This is a genomic window from Sphingobacteriales bacterium, from assembly GCA_016700115.1.
Classification (GTDB): Bacteria; Bacteroidota; Bacteroidia; order Chitinophagales; family UBA2359; genus UBA2359.
This window is the reverse complement of sequence record CP064999.1, coordinates 5341607-5358253: the sequence shown is the minus strand read 5'-3', so window position 1 is coordinate 5358253 and position 16647 is coordinate 5341607. Positions and strand designations below refer to the sequence as shown.

Annotated in this window: 10 protein-coding genes and 1 pseudogene; all 11 read right to left on the bottom strand. The window is 38.4% G+C overall.

The annotated features are described in order from the left end of the window. Positions 1-45: 45 nt before the first annotated feature. Entirely contained in the window at positions 46-1353 is a 1308-nt protein-coding gene (locus IPM47_19255) for a tetratricopeptide repeat protein (protein QQS28950.1), read from the bottom strand. Continuing rightward, a complete protein-coding gene (locus IPM47_19250) occupies positions 1353-3500 on the bottom strand; it encodes an AAA family ATPase (GenBank protein ID QQS28949.1) in 2148 nt (715 codons plus the stop codon). The genes IPM47_19255 and IPM47_19250 overlap by 1 nt, the downstream gene beginning before the upstream one ends. Positions 3501-3716: 216 nt before the next feature. Then, a pseudogene (locus tag IPM47_19245) lies at positions 3717-4123 on the bottom strand (tyrosine-type recombinase/integrase). Between the two features lie 149 nt (positions 4124-4272). Further along, a complete protein-coding gene (locus IPM47_19240) occupies positions 4273-4590 on the bottom strand; it encodes a hypothetical protein (GenBank protein QQS28948.1) in 318 nt (105 codons plus the stop codon). A gap of 325 nt (positions 4591-4915) precedes the next feature. Continuing rightward, positions 4916-6187 carry a right-handed parallel beta-helix repeat-containing protein gene (locus IPM47_19235; protein QQS28947.1) on the bottom strand — a complete coding sequence of 424 codons (1272 nt, stop codon included), beginning with the start codon at positions 6185-6187 and terminating at the stop codon, positions 4916-4918. A gap of 573 nt (positions 6188-6760) precedes the next feature. Continuing rightward, entirely contained in the window at positions 6761-7354 is a 594-nt protein-coding gene (locus tag IPM47_19230) for an IS110 family transposase (protein QQS28946.1), read from the bottom strand. Between the two features lie 127 nt (positions 7355-7481). Continuing rightward, a complete protein-coding gene (locus IPM47_19225; GenBank protein ID QQS28945.1) occupies positions 7482-7859 on the bottom strand; it encodes a transposase in 378 nt (125 codons plus the stop codon). 490 nt (positions 7860-8349) lie between these two features. Then, positions 8350-10524: a tail fiber domain-containing protein gene (locus IPM47_19220; protein ID QQS28944.1), complete on the bottom strand. Its 2175-nt coding sequence runs from the start codon at positions 10522-10524 to the stop codon at positions 8350-8352. A 186-nt stretch (positions 10525-10710) separates the two neighbouring features. Next, positions 10711-12684: a tail fiber domain-containing protein gene (locus IPM47_19215; GenBank protein ID QQS28943.1), complete on the bottom strand. Its 1974-nt coding sequence runs from the start codon at positions 12682-12684 to the stop codon at positions 10711-10713. A gap of 140 nt (positions 12685-12824) precedes the next feature. Continuing rightward, positions 12825-14558: a tail fiber domain-containing protein gene (locus IPM47_19210; GenBank protein QQS28942.1), complete on the bottom strand. Its 1734-nt coding sequence runs from the start codon at positions 14556-14558 to the stop codon at positions 12825-12827. 140 nt (positions 14559-14698) lie between these two features. Continuing rightward, entirely contained in the window at positions 14699-16642 is a 1944-nt protein-coding gene (locus IPM47_19205) for a tail fiber domain-containing protein (protein ID QQS28941.1), read from the bottom strand. Positions 16643-16647 lie beyond the last annotated feature (5 nt).

Below are 16647 nucleotides of genomic sequence, written 5' to 3'. Positions count from 1 at the left end.
GCCCGCCTTTTCGCAAACATAATGTTGTGTGATGTTTTTGCTTTTTCATCTTGTTGGCTTTACGTTTACTGCATTCTCTGTCTTTTGGTTCTTTTTTGTGTCAAAACCTTCTTCTAAAAAGAAGGTTACTTTTTGTCCAACTTTTGCAAGTTCGGGCTTTGCTTTGAAACTTCGTAACTGAAAGTAATATGATTTTTTATTTTCAGTTTCAACAAAACCTGCTTTTCCGTTTGGAAGTATAGATTTTATAGTTCCTGTTAATTGCGTTTGGTTGCTAAATTTTAGTTTTTCCCAAAGTTGCTTTAACTCTCTTTCAAAATCTCTCAGATTAACTGTTTTTGTAGTGTCAATTTGAAATTTATTGATAAGGTTTTGCAAATCATTGTCTATTCGCCACTCGTGAGCCTTACGAATTTGATACATAAATTCAACGTGCTTTTTGGCTTCTTCGTTTTGATTATTGCTAATTAAAATTTCAGATATAAGTTTATACAAGTTTAACTTTTTATCCGCATCTCCAAAACTCAAAGCACTATCAATGGCAAATTTTAAGGCTTGCTCGTTGTTGCCTTGCTCAAAATAAATCTCTGCTATTTCCTTATGAATAAACCATTCATTTTTACGTTTTAGCAAAGATTTTAGTTGTTCTAAGGCTGTTTCAGGCTGTCCCAAACCTTTGTAGGACAAGGAAATACGCCTTGCAAACCAAATTTCATTACTGTAATGGAAGTTTTCAAATGTGTCTAATGCTTTTTGACTTAATTCTATACACTCATCAAACAAACCTTTTTCAAGCAATGCCTTTGTACGCCACATAAAATATTGCTCTTTTTTAGGTGCTAACTCCCTTGTTTTTCCTTCGTTATCCTTAAATGAAAACGGTGTATTGTCTAAAATTTCATAATTTAGTTTATTAGTCCATTCCAAAATTTTCTCTGTTGGATAAATGGCTTTGTCGTTTAGATACTCTAAAATTTTGAAAACGGTTTGCGTGTATGGCGAATATTGGTCATCTTGTTTTGATAACTTCAAAATTCCTTCTCCTGCCTTAAAAAATTTAGGCTCATCATTTATTACTTTCAACGCAATTTCTGTGTAGTAAATGCACCACGCATAAACGCCTTTAATATTCTCAAAATCAGGTTTCAGTTTATACACTTCTCTGCAAATTTCTAAGGACTGTTTATAATCCTTTTGCTGTTTTAGACAAAAAGCATACGCCCAACCTTCCCATTCATTACAATTTTCTCGGTGTTCTTCCCAAAGTTGCTTGTAAAGAGGTAAAGCATCAGCATATTTTTTGCCTCTGCGAAATTCGTCTGCCTGTTTTTTTATGGTTTGAATGTCTTGCATTATTTCAAATTTCCAATTAGTGAAATAATTTCATTTAGCAATTCAATGGAAGTGCTTTTTTGTGGTTGAGGAACAAAACGATTAAACTGTTTTTTTCCATTATAGTAAAAATCAATTTCTGCAACAAAACTTCCTTTTTTGAAAGTGTATTTTTGTAGCCATTGATTTTGTTTGATGTCAAAAATGCTAATGTTTTGACTGCCAACTTTTGACAAAATAAAATCGTGGAAATCTTGTAAAAAAGGCTCTGCAAAATCAAATACTTTACTGCTTGGTTCTAACAATACTTCTTCTTGATAGTCAAGTATAATTGTCTTTTTTTCAAGTGTTTGTAGGTTTTGAGAAAGTGAATTTATAAACTCACTTGTTCCAATTGGCTTTTGAATATTACTTATTTTTTGCTGATTATTGTAGTAAATTTTGAAAATACTTTTTTCTGTATCCTTAGAAAAAGTATAATCTTCGCAATATTGGTGGTGTTTTATGCTGTCAATATTTACCCCTTCATCTTTTATCAAATCAAAAACAGCATAAAATATATTTTGCAAAAACGGTTGTTCTTGTGGTAAATCAAAAGATAATTCTGTTTCCAAAACTTCGGGTTTCAGAACTATTAAATCTTGTCTTGGTGTAATATTCTCTATTTTAGGCGGTTTTAGGTTACTGCCAATTTTAAAATGTGGTTCATCAAGGGTATATAAAACTTCTTTTGCTCTTGTAAGTGCTGTGTAAATCCAACGAAAATAGGAAGCATTAAAATAGCCCATTGCAGTTTTGCAATTTACAAAAGCACGTTTCCATTCTCCACCTTGCGACTTGTGGCAAGTTACAGCATAACCAAATTTAATACGCAAAGCATTAAAATACTTGTCTGTTCGCAATGCGTCTTTTAGTTCTTTCGTGCCTGCTTTTAGGAATGGATTACGAATTTTAAAGTCAAGGTATAAAGCCTTTAATTCGTCTGAACTCAAATCACGTTCTTTGGAATACAAAATATTTTCAATGATTTTGCACTCAATATTATAAGGCTTTTCGTCTGTATCTTTGAATTGAATAGTAACATTTCGGAAATGTAAAGGGACTTTTATTTCTACTACGTTTCCTAACTTATTTTTGCGTTTTAGGATGATATTGCGTGTTTCGCTTGTAGGGCTTACTTCTTGTATAAAGCCAAAATCTCCATTCAATAATTCAATTTGGTAATTGTAGTTATTGCTTACCAAAATTATCTTATCGTCTTTTGTAATTGTGCTTTGGTTTGGGAAAAAATGACTTCTCACAAAGTCGTTGTATTCTTTGACTGACGAATTAGAATAGGCAATGATTATAGTTTCGTCATCAATTTGGTTTCCGCAGGCTTGCAAATAAGTTTTTAGTAAATCTTGGTGTTGAACAGGCTTTGTGTCTGCAAAATTGGTTTCAATGTCAATTTGATTGAAAATATTGCTTTTCAAAGAAGCACGAATTTTGGTTGCATTATACAAAATACCGCTATCTTTTTGCTGTCTTACAACTTCTGTTAATTCGTAACTGTTTACGGAAACTTGGCATTTTTCACGCAAATACTGTTCGTTGAGTGCAGGGGAAAAGTTCATATTTACAGGTGGTAACTGTGCGTTATCGCCTATAAAAATGATTTTCTTTTTGTGGTCGTTATTGTCAAAATTGATATATTTTAACAAATCTTTGAGTAAAAAGCCCGAACCAAACCGAAAAAACTCACCTTCCGAATACATATCGGAAAGCATAGAGGCTTCGTCTATGATATAAACCGTATTGGCTTGGTCTTCGTTGTTTTTAAGGTCGTAATAAAATTTAAAGGTTTCAGTGCCGTCTGTGTTTTCGGTTTTGAACTCCTTGATGTCTTTGTTTGAATAAATGGTTTTGTGGATAGTATAAGCCTTTGATTTTGTTCTTTGTGAAATGACTTTTGCAGCACGCCCTGTTGGTGCAGCCAAAACAAAAGGTCTATTAACAGATTTGAGAAAATCCGTTAAACCTTTCATCATAAAAGTTTTTCCTGTACCCGCATAACCTTTCAACAAAAAGCAAGATGTTTTACTTTCTAAAAACTCGTTTAAGTTTTTAAGTAGTTCTTGTTGTCCGTTGGTTAGACTGTAATCCTTAAAAATTTCAAATATCGTCAAGGCTTTAAAGGTTTGGGGTTTTAAAATAGCACACAACATCTGTATAAACGCAACTTTAGTTTAAACAATTCCAAACTTGCGTTTATTTCCGCCTTATCCGTAGAGTTTGTCAACTCCCCAAAACGATAAATTGTCATTTTAGAAAGAGCAAACTTTGGTTTTAAAATTCTGATAAACAGGACATTCTAAAACACAGACAAAGTTAAACATTCAACATTATATATCCAAATTATCTAACAGGCTTTTAATTTGGTTAAACCCTTTGGTGGTTACTTGTGTATAAACCTCTGTGGTTTTAGAACTTTCGTGTTCCAACAATACCTGAATGTAGTGTAAATCTGTCCCGTTTTCCAAGAGATGAGTTACAAAACTGTGGTGCAAAGTATGAACACTTACTTTCTTTTTATCCCTGCTTTTTTGCAAATTTCCTGAAAAAATGCTTGTATGCTTCTTGTCGAATACAGCCCGCCTTCTTGTCCTTCAAACAACCACTCCTTAGGCTTGTATTCCTTAAAATAAGTTCGCAATAGGTCAAGGGTTTTGATAGAGAGCAACGTATAGCGGCCTTTTCTTCCTTTACCCAAGCAGTTGAGTATAAAATATTCAATGCCTGTATAGTCAATTCTCCTGAAATTGTTTAGAAAAGGGGGTTAAATGGTGAAGATGGTCATGGAAAAGCTAAAGATGGTCATGGAAAGGTTAAAGATGGTCATGGAAAAGTTAAAGATGGTCATGGAAAGGTTAAAGATGGTCATGGAAAAGTTAAAGATGGTCATGGAAAGGTAAAGATGGTCATGGAAAGGTTAAAGATGGGCATGGAAAGGTTAAACATGGGCATGGAAAGGTTAAACATGGGCATGGAAAGGTTAAACATGGGCATGGAAAGGTTGAAGATGGGCATGGAAAGGTTGAAGATGGGCATGGAAAGGTTGAAGATGGTCATGGAAAGGTTGAAGATGGTCATGGAAAGGTTGAAGATGGGCATGGAAAGGTCAAAGATGGGCATGGAAAGGTCAAAGATGGGCATGGAAAGGTTAAACATGGTCATGGAAAGGTCAAAGATGGTCATGGAAAGGTTAAACATGGGCATTGTTAGGTTTTTTAAGAGGAAATGCACTAATTGGCTATTTTATAGTGATTTTAATCTTTATAATATTAAGTTCCGTAGGTTTCGTATTCTTTTTCTGTGTCTGTACGGTTTACCGCATAAGGGGGAAGGTTATTCACAAAGACCGCAAAGTTTTGTGTTTTGACGGCAAACTCAATTCCAAAGACTACCATAGGTGTAGAACGTTTGACAGACCTTCTGTGTCTTGTCTATTAAGGATTGTAACAGAATAAATTAAAAATGCCTGCTTGAATACTCATTCAGCAGGCATTTAATGGGGTATATATCAGGGGATACTTCCCTTTTTTTAAGGTGTTGGTGCCGAAATCACAACTTCAGGCAGTGGGTTTTGTGTACAGAGGAATGGGGTAATATCGGTACTTTTTCCTGCAAAAAAGTTTTCGGCATCTATGTCAACAAATGCAGCACCGGTATTATTCATAATACAAATCCGGTCTTCTTCGATACCTGCCGATTCGGGATTTTCGATACCATCATAAATAATATCGGGGATGTCGCCGTTCGGATATTGGATAGTTAGAATAGTTCCAATGTCGTTCAGTTCGGAAGGGTAAGTTGTGGAACGGGTAAATGTATTGTCGTGGATATAAATGTTTTTAACATAAGGCACATAAGCAGGGTCGTCATAGCTGAGGTTGGAATCGAAATATTCCAATACCAGATAACTGACAATTCCTAACCCCATTACATTGTTGTTGGTAATCGTGTTGTTGAAAACCTCCACTTCTTTGGAAGTCATAATCATAATTCCGGTGCCGGGAGGTACATTTCCCACCACATTCCCTTCGGGAGCAAAGTTACGGTAGTTGTTTTCGGTTACTTCATTGTTAAACACACGGCATTGACGACCATTTTTAAGCGTTAGTCCTGGCATATCAAAGACTAAGATCCCGCCTGTATTGTTTCTTGCCGTGTTTTCGTAAACATCTGCAAAGTTGCAGTTTTCAATTTCGATACCTGCCACATTATATTCGACAGTCGAATTTCGGACGATGATATATTCGCTTTGACCTACGTAAATTCCGGCATCTGAAGCGCCTTTAACATAACATTCGTCAATCAGGATATTGGAGCAGGTAACCGGATACAGCCCATAAGCTCCGTTAGACTCATCAGCTTCTCCGTTCCAAAGTGCGCCAACACTTACAAAACTCAGACCATCTGTATCTTTCACTTTAATGCCATCGCCTTTTGTGTCCATAACGGTAAAGCTGAAAAGCAACAACTGTTCGCAATTCGAGATTTTCAACCCTTCTGAACCGCTGACCTGATTTTCAAATGACAGTAAAGTTTTGTTTGCGCCTTCGCCGCGGATGATAATGTTTTTCTTGTCGTCAACCGATAAAGTAGCTGTAAAATTGTAAGTGCCCTCACGAAGGTGAATGATATCTCCATCGTTCATGGTAATAAGTGTTTCCTGCAATTTTGTCTGAACATCGGATGAGGGTTCAAAGTAGTGAATATGATCTTCAGAATCGTCTTTTTTGCAATTGGAAAAAGTTGCAGTGAGTAGTACTGCAAAAATCAGGACAATCAAACGTGGAAATTTGGAAAACATAGTTTATTATTAAAAAGGGTGAGTGAGTAAGCTTATATCGGCTACAAGATAAGCGAAAGTTTGTATTTCATTTTAAAAACAAACCGGCTTTTTTAGGAATTGGCAGTTTGAATTACTTACTGATGTTACATAAAATTATGTTTTTAACTCACTCTTACTCTCCTCCCCGAAACAAACCGGACTTATTTAAATTATGGCAAGGCTATTTTCATTGGGTTTTGTTTAACCTTATTACCGTAGTAATAACATGATAATTAGTAGTGCTGCCAACCTTATTACCTTATTGAAAAACTTGAAATCATCCGCTAAATAAGATACTATGTTAGTTTCAAAGGGAATTGATAAATTTTTTTAGGATTTTTTAAAAAAGTTTTAATTTTGCTGTTGGAAGTTGTGACTATTCGTTTAGGACATAGCTATCCTGTGTAGCAAGAGTTAATTCTCTTGCTACTTTTGTTTTGTATGAACACTTACAATATATACGCTAAATCTGTTTACCCGTTGGTAATTTTAGATAGCGTTATTATTATGCAAACGTATTTGCATTTTTAGAACTTGCACTGTTTTCTTTTTTTACAGGCAATGTGCAAGCTTATTCGATTTGGCAGTAGTAGCTTCTACCCGTTTTTGATGGTAATGACTATCAAAATCTTTTTTGTTTTTTTCCATGGAACACATTAAACAGAGCAGTTTCCTGCTTGCAGCCGTGATGCCTTTCATTTTTATGCCACTCTTGTCAGTTATTCGGTCAAACAAGTCTTTGATAGGCATATTATACCTTACTGCTGATAGTGCCGGCATATAGAGTCTTGCTCTCAAAAAACTATTTCCGTGCTTTGAGATGCGTTGTTTGCCTTTAAAAGTGCCGGACTCTCTTTGTACTATATCAAGTCCTGTGTACTTGGTAACTTGCTTGGCATTGTTAAAATTCTTAAACAAATTAGTTTCAGCCAGCACAATCGTAGCCGTGATGCGCCCAATACCCGGAATGCTGACGGCACGCTTAACTGCCTCTAACAATGGCTTGTGTTTACTAACCAATAGTGCCATTTCTTTTTCTACCGCCTCTATCTGTTTTTGTAGGAGATTGACAGACTCTTGATTTCGTCCAAGCGTTGATTTAGAGGGCATGGAAGACCTTAGCATGGCATGTGTACGATTTTTCACGACTGTTTTATCCGCTATTAACCGACCATGTTCTCTGCAAAGTTGTTTGAGTTCGTACACCTCTGCTGATGGCGGCTCCCAACGGGCTAAGGTCTTCTCAAGCCCATTTTAACAAGTAAGCGGGCATCTATACCATCGGTTTTTGACAATACATTTTCCGATTTTTGTATGCCATCGCTCTACTGGGCAATACAACAGTTACAAAAGCTCCTGACTTGTCCAAATAATAAGCCAGATCCTCATGGTAAATGCCCGTAGCTTCCATCACAAAAACACGGTTAGTACAGTCTGGGTGGGTGAATTTAGTAACATACGCTAACAAGGCTTCATGACCCTGATCATCATTGGCAAAGGTCTTTTCCTCTCCAATATGTACCGTTTCCTCTATAGGCAGTTTGTATCCAATACGAACCGAATGGCTCTTAGAAGATACATCTATGCCAATAACTTCTTTTTGTGGCACTATTCTTTTAGCACCCAAGTTCTCAGTTCCTTTTTTCTTCATCTTATGCAAGATTTAAAGTGAAAAAAATGGGTTAAACTACCTAATACCTCACTCCAACCATCCTCGCATTTCTATCCGAGATTATGCTTTTTCATCCTTTAGATGATCGATATCTCAAAATACTATTCGGTCTTCTGAACAGGTATAAAAAGAAAGAGGGGGGAATTCTTATTTGCGATATATCTTTGTGTTTGATTATCAAGGTAATAATGCCTCTCCTCTTTCCGAGCTTAACCCACACATAATAGCACTTCTATCTTAAAAAGCACTACTTTGCATCTATCGGGCAAACATACGAGGTAATAAGGTTTCTTTCACTTTTAGTTTTTCACTTTTAGTTTTTCACTTTTAGTTTTTCACTTTTTAGTTCTTGCCCGATTATTAAGGTAATAAGGTTGGTCAAACCCTGCGAGTTAAGATTTGCAGGGGTTTGGAATATATCAAAAAAAGAGATTGCCGGAGAGGATATGAAACGACTGCGTAACATCAATTACTTATTTTCCGATACTTGTTTTTTGAGTTCCACGATTTCTTTTTTTAACTCCTCAATCATTACCTGCTGTTCCTGTACGGCTTTTACCAAGGGCACCACAAACTCGGCATACCGCAGTCCATACAGGTCGCGTTCATTTTGGGGTTTGTCCACTCCGCTAAACTCAAACCCTACGGCTTGGGCGGCCTGCTCTACTTCCTGAGCAAGAAAGCCGGTATAGGTGATGGATGCTTTTTGAGCCAGTGCATTTTGGTTTATTAGTTCAGCTTGTTCGTCTTTTTCGCGGGGAGTATAGCCGCTATGCAAAAAACGGTCTAACCCCGTGGCGTTGATTTGGTAGGTTACCGGGCGAAGTTTGAGTATAAAATCCAGTCCACTTACATTGGTTTGCACGTTGGTTTTGTAGCGTTGGTCGGAGTAGGTGGTAAAACTAACCTGCCCTTTAATAGAACTAATTGACGTATTCCCGATATTGACCTGATTGTTGCCGGTGATAGGAGCATTGTAACCTAAGGCAGTGCTGTTGGTAAATCCATCTGCATCAGTTCCCGCCAGATAACCAATCATTGTGCAGTTTGATGCGCCGTTGCTGAGTTCACCGGCTGCATACCCAATTGCAGTGTTTCGGTTGGTTGTAGTATTTTGAGATAAAGCATACCGTCCAACAGCCGTATTGAAATACCCTGTGGTGTTGTCATAAAGAGCATGACTTCCATACGCGGTATTAAAATATCCAGTAGTGTTGGAAAATAGTGCATTACTTCCGGTAGCTGTATTTTCATCACCGATAGTATTGTTAAATAAGGATTTACTTCCTACAGCAGTGTTTTGCGTTGCGTGGTAAGAAATGGTAGCCCCAATCCCATTGTAAAACAATGCACTGTCACCTACAGCTACCAAATTGCTTCTTGTGCTATTATTGTACAAAGCAAGTACGCCAATTGCCACGTTAGAGTAACCTGTTGAATTGAAATATAGAGCACCTCTTCCATTCGCAGTATTAAAGTGTCCTGTAGTGTTGGAATAGAGCGCACTTCTTCCATTTGCGGTATTATATTCTCCTGTAGTGTTGGAATAAAGAGTGTTAAATCCATTTGCAGTATTGCTGATTCCAGTGGTATTTAAAAATAGAGCTTGCATTCCAATCGCCGTATTATAATTTCCTGTGGTGTTGGAAAAAAGAGCACTTCTTCCATTTCCTGTATTATAGTATCCCGTGGTGTTAGTATAGAGCGTATTTTTTCCAGTAGCAGTATTCCCATCACCTATTGTATTGTTAAATAAGGCTTTGCTGCCTATGGCCGTATTATAAGTAGCGTGAAAATTCAAGGTAGCCCCAAACCCATTGTAAAACAATGCACTGTCACCTATAGCTACCAGATTGCTTTGTGTGGTATTATTGTACAAAGTTCGAACACCAATTGCAACATTTGCGTAACCAGTGGTATTGGAATAAAGAGCACTTTTTCCATTACAAGTATTACCGTAACCAGTGGTATTGGAATAAAGAGCAAAATTTCCATTAGCCGCATTGGCAAATCCTGTAGTGTTGGAAGAAAGAGCATAACTACCATTCGCAACATTTGTGATACCTGAGGTGTTGGAATATAGTGCATTGTACCCATAAGCAGTATTGCTGTTTCCAGTAGTATTGTTAGCTAAGGCATTAATACCTGTAGTAGTATTTACATTACCGGTTAAATTATAATTCGTAGGACCTATAGCGAGGTTATTGCTGTTTGTTCTAATAAGGTTTGTGTTATTGCTATACATTGCATAAGGAACGCTTACCAATTGTTGGGTGCCCATATTGATATAAGGTTGCGCGCCGGAACCATCGGGATCTAATTCAATTTGCAGAAATTTATTTTCTCCATCAGGCCACGTAATGGCAGAAAAAGTGCCGGTGTTGGCTGTCCCGGCTCCAATTTGCAGGTTGAATAAACCTAACGAAGTGGTGGTAAGATTGTGTGTTTCCTGATACTGTACCGTTCCTACTGAAGTGCTTTGGTGAATAGAAAGCCGGACTGCAATGTTTTGATTAGCTAAAACCAGCCCCGAAGAATTGCGGGCAACAGCCTGATAATTGATGAGTTGTGGTGCCTGACCATAACCCCGAATGCCTAAGCCAATAAGAAACAAAAAGGCAATAACAAAAGATTGAATTCGCATACTATAAATTTACACATTTAAGAAACAAAATCTGTCAATTAAATGTAGTATTATTTTGAAGTATAGAAATTGACTTCAATCATCTTGTTCAATGATTTTTATCAATACTAATTATGCTAAATATAATACTGACTTATTCTGATTGGCTTATTGGAAATTAAGCTACAAAGCAAATATGCCTGAAGGTTATTTGTTTTGCAACAACAAGGATTTTATTTGCTGTAACTCATTATGCAACTGCGCTATGGTTTTGTTCTGCTGCTCAATCATTTCCTGCTGTTCTTGTACGGCTTTTACCAAGGGCACTACAAACTCGGCATAACGAAGCCCATAGAGGTCGCGTTCGTTTTGTGGTTTGTCCACCCCGCTAAAATCAAATCCTACCGATTGGGCGGCTTGTTCTACTTCCTGAGCAAGGAAACCGGAATAGGTGATGGATGCTTTTTTCGCTAAAGCCTGTTGGTTCATTAATTCACTTTGTTCGTCTTTTTCACGGGGAGTATAGCCGCTATGCAAAAAACGGTCTAACCCCGTGGCGTTGATTTGGTAAGTAACGGGGCGAAGTTTAAGTATAAAATCCAATCCTTTTACATTGATTTGCACGTTGGTTTTGTAGCGTTGGTCGGAGTAGGTGGTAAAGCTGACCTGCCCTTTAATTGAACTAATTGACGTATTCCCGATATTGACCTGATTGTTGCCGGTGATAGGAGCATCGTAGCCTAAGGCAGTGCTGTTGCTAAAATCAATTCCATCCCTTCCTGCTTGAAACCCAATCATTGTGCAGTTTGATACGTTGTTGAGGTATTCACCTGCCTTATACCCAATAGCTGTGTTGTTGCTGGAAGTCGAAATTTCAAATAATGCATATTGTCCAATAGCTGTATTGAAGTTTCCTGTTTCGTTTAAAAAGAGCGCGGCAAATCCATTCGCCGTATTTCTACTTCCTGTAGTGTTGGAAGCTAGCGCACTTTTTCCACATGCGGTATTATGGTATCCTTCGGTGTTGTTCTGGAGCGCATAGTGTCCATTCGCTGTATTATTGTATCCTTCGGTGTTATTCCAGAGCGCATTGTGTCCATTCGCTGTATTATTGTATCCTACGGTGTTGGACCAGAGCGCATTGTGTCCATTCGCTGTATTTTGGTATCCTTCGGTGTTGGCCCAAAGCGCATAGTGTCCATTCGCAGTATTATGGTATCCTGTTGTGTTTGAATAGAGCGCATTGCTTCCTGTGGCAGTATTAGAATCGCCAATGGTGTTGGAGTATAAAGCTTTAGAGCCAAGTGCAGTATTTTTTGTTGCATGTGCCATAGTAGTAGCTCCTGTTCCGTTATTGAACAAAGCACTGTCGCCAACAGCTACCAAATTGCTCCGGGTAGTGTTTTGTTGGAGTGCTCTCACCCCCAGGGCTACATTGGAAAAGCCGGTAGTATTAGAGCGTAGTGCTGCCATACCAATGGCGGTATTACCACTGCCTGATATTGAATTGTATAATGCTTCGGAACCTGTAGCGGTGTTTTTCACCCCAATTGTGTTATACCGAAGCGCAATATCGCCCATAGCGGTATTATCTGCCCCGGTGGTATTACTATACATTGCTTCCCTTCCAAGCGCATTGTTCCAGTTGCCACCCAAAGTACTTAATAAAGCATTGTAACCTACAGAAGTATTGCCTGAACCGATTACTGCAAAACCACTGTTCCCTACTTTGGTAGAAGAACCGTTTACCTTTACCCATTTTGTTTCAGCTCCAAACAGCGCATAAGGTACACTGACCAATTGTTGTGTTCCCATATCAGTATAGGGTTCTACACCTGCACCATCGGGATCTAACTCTATTTGAAGAAATTTGTTTTCTCCATCAGTCCAGGTAATGGCAGAAAAAGTACCGGCATTTATCGTTCCATTGCCGATTTGTACATTAAATAAACCTTGTGCATTGGTGGTAACATTATGCGTTTCCTGATACTGCACCGTTCCCGCAGCAGTACTTTGGTGTATGGAAAGCCGAATCCCAATGTTTTGACTGACCAAAGGCTGCCCAGATGAATTGCGTGCAATCGCCTGATAGTTAATGAGTTGTGGTGATTGGGCAAAAAGAAAATTGCTAAATGCAAATAGAAAAAAACAAGCAGATAGTATGTTGTTAAAATGATTCATGAAAAAGTGTTGTGGTTAAAAAATAAATTTGTTTTGCAAGTTAGCATTTTTATTAGATAACAAGCAAGCTTATCAAATAAATTTATACCACCAGATATTATATGAATTGCTTATTCAGCAAATCAATCAAGCACTTTATTCTATTTTTTCAACAACAAGGATTTGATTTGTTGCAACTCGGCTTTTAATGCATCTACTACTTCAGCCTTTTGTTGGAGTTGTTCAATGGTTTTGCTTTGGGTTTCAATCATTTCCTGCTGTTCCTGTATGGCTTTTACCAAGGGCACTACAAATTGAGAGTAACTAATACTGTAATTATCGCATTTGGAAGAAGGAGGACGGATACCACTAAACGGATAATTGCTGGCTAGGGCTGCTTCAGCTACTTCTTGTGCTATGAAACCTGTTTGAAGAATGGCAGTACCTGGGGTATAATCTTGTTGGGTTAATCTATTTGTTTTAATGCTATCAGGCATATTTTGCATTAAAAACTCATCGAATTTTCGGGTATCGAATTGATATGTTACCGGACGAAGCTTGTTTATAAAGTCTAAACCGACAACATTTTCAGAAATATTAAATTTAAAACGGGCATCGCTGGGTGCCCAAATGCCTGTTTGGCATTCAACCGATGTAACTGCAGCATTACCTATTCGAACTTTGTTGCCGGCATTAACTATGGCATTATATCCTATAGCGGTGGCATTGGTTAAATTGTTGTTTGAAACATCTGCACTATAACCAACGGCGGTATTGCTACTACCGGTAATATTGGTAAATAAAGCTCTCCACCCTAACGCCGTATTGTTGATACCGGAAGTATTTGAATAAAGCGCATCTTTACCGGCTGCGGTGTTATCGGAGCCGTTTTCGTTAAAAAAAAGTGAGGATGCACCTATGGCAGTGTTATCTTCACCTGTTTCATTTCTGTAAAGGGAAGAAAAACCTGTTGCGGTGTTGTTATCGCCTGTAGTATTGCTGAATATTGCCAAAGCTCCTAAACCGGTATTGTTGTCGCCCGATGTATTTAAATAAAGGGTACTTCTTCCAAGGGCAACATTATATGCACCTCCAATATTATTTAAAAGGGCATTACTGCCTTGAGCAGTATTTGAAAATCCGGTTGTGTTTGCAAACATAGCTTTTGAGCCAACGGCTGTATTTGCTGTGGCTTCAAAACTTTCCATTGCACCTATACCATTATTATACAATGCACTATCGCCTATGGCTACTAAATTGCTTTGAGTGGTGTTTGAATTTAAAGCTCTTGTTCCTACCGCTACATTAGAATTGCCGGTGCTATTGGCAGAAAGTGTTCCACTACCAAAAGCTGTATTATAATTACCATTAGTATTACTGTTGAGGGCGTTGCGACCATTGGCAGTATTTGCATTACCGCTTAAGGTATAAGCACTATCACCTACTTTAGTATTATTGCTACCTACCTTTACCCATTTTGTTTCAGCTCCAAACAGCGCATAAGGTACACTGACCAATTGTTGTGTTCCCATATCAGTATAGGGTTCTACACCTGCACCATCAGGATCTAACTCTATTTGAAGAAATTTGTTTTCTCCATCAGTCCAGGTAATGGCAGAAAAAGTACCGGCATTTATCGTTCCATTGCCGATTTGTACATTAAATAAACCTTGTGCATTGGTGGTAACATTATGCGTTTCCTGATACTGCACCGTTCCCGCAGTACTTTGGTGTATGGAAAGCCGAATCCCAATGTTTTGACTGACCAAAGGCTGCCCAGATGAATTGCGTGCAATCGCCTGATAGTTAATGAGTTGTGTTGATTGGGCAAAAAGAAAATTGCTAAATGCAAATAGAATAAAACAAGCAGATAGTATGTTGTTAAAATGATTCATGAAAAAGTGTTGTGGTTAAATAATATATTTGTTTTGCAAGTTAGCATTTTTATTAGATAACAAGCAAGCTTAACAAATAAATTTATACCACCATGTATTATATGAATTGCTTATTCAGTAAATCAATCAAGCACTTTATTCTATTTTTTCAACAACAAGGATTTGATTTGTTGCAACTCGGCTTTTAGAAAAGTATTGTCTTGCTGCAACTGCTCAATGGTTTTGCTTTGGGTTTCAATCATTACCTGCTGTTCCTGTACGGCTTTTACCAAGGGCACCACAAACTCGGCATACCGCAGTCCATACAGGTCGCGTTCATTTTGGGGTTTATCCACTCCGCTAAACTCAAACCCTACGGCTTGGGCGGCCTGCTCTACCTCCTGTGCAAGGAAACCGGAATAGGTGATGGATGCTTTTTGTGCCAGTGCCTGTTGGTTTATTAGTTCAGCTTGTTCGTCTTTTTTTTCGCGGGGGGTATAGCCGCTATGCAAAAAACGGTCTAACCCCGTGGCGTTGATTTGGTAAGTAACGGGGCGAAGTTTAAGTATAAAATCCAATCCTTTTACATTGGTTTGCACGTTGGTTTTGTAGCGTTGGTCGGAGTAGGTGGTAAAGCTGACCTGCCCTTTAATTGAACTAATTGACGTATTCCCGATATTGACCTGATTGTTGCCGGTGATAGGAGCATCGTAGCCTAAGGCAGTGCTGTTGCTAAAATTAATTCCATCCCTTCCTGCTTGAAACCCAATCATTGTGCAGTTTGATGCGTTGTTGCTGTGTTCACCTGCCCTATACCCAATAGCTGTGTTGTTGCTGGAAGTCGAAATTTCAAATAATGCATATTGTCCAATAGCTGTATTGAAGTTTCCTGTTTCGTTATAAAAGAGCGCGGCAAATCCATTCGCCGTATTTGCGGCTCCAGTAGTGTTGGAAGCTAGCGCACTTTTTCCACATGCGGTATTATGGTATCCTTCGGTGTTGGACAAGAGCGCAATGTGTCCATTCGCTGTATTATTGTATCCTTCGGTGTTGAACCAGAGCGCATAGTGTCCATTCGCAGTATTATAGTATCCTGTTGTGTTTGAATAGAGCGCATTGCTTCCATTCGCTGTATTATGGTATCCTGTTGTGTTTGAATAGAGCGCACCACTTCCTGTGGCAGTATTAGAATCGCCAATGGTGTTGGAGTATAAAGCTTTAGAGCCAAGTGCAGTATTTTTTGTTGCATGTGCCATAGTAGTAGCTCCTGTTCCGTTATTGAACAAAGCACTGTCGCCAACAGCTACCAAATTGCTCCGGGTAGTGTTTTGTTGGAGTGCTCTCACCCCCAGGGCTACATTGGAAAAGCCGGTAGTATTAGAGCGTAGTGCTGCCATACCAATGGCGGTATTACCACTGCCTGATATTGAATTGTATAATGCTTCGGAACCTATAGCGGTGTTTTTCACCCCAATTGTGTTATACCGAAGCGCAATATCGCCCATAGCGGTATTATCTGCCCCGGTGGTATTACTATACATTGCTTCCCTTCCAAGCGCATTGTTCCAGTTGCCACCCAAAGTACTTAATAAAGCATTGTAACCTACAGAAGTATTGCCTGAACCGATTACTGCAAAACCACTGTTCCCTACTTTGGTAGAAGAACCGTTTACCTTTACCCATTTTGTTTCAGCTCCAAACAGCGCATAAGGTACACTGACCAATTGTTGTGTTCCCATATCAGTATAGGGTTCTACACCTGCACCATCGGGATCTAACTCTATTTGAAGAAATTTGTTTTCTCCATCAGTCCAGGTAATGGCAGAAAAAGTACCGGCATTTATCGTTCCATTGCCGATTTGTACATTAAATAAACCTTGTGTATTGGTGGTAACATTATGCGTTTCCTGATACTGCACCGTTCCCGCAGCAGTACTTTGGTGTATGGAAAGCCGAATCCCAATGTTTTGACTGACCAAAGGCTGTCCAGATGAATTGCGTGCAATCGCCTGATAGTTAATGAGTTGTGGTGATTGGGCAAAAAGAAAATTGCTAAATGCAAATAGAAAAAAACAAGCAGATAGTATGTTGTTAAAATGATTCATGAAAA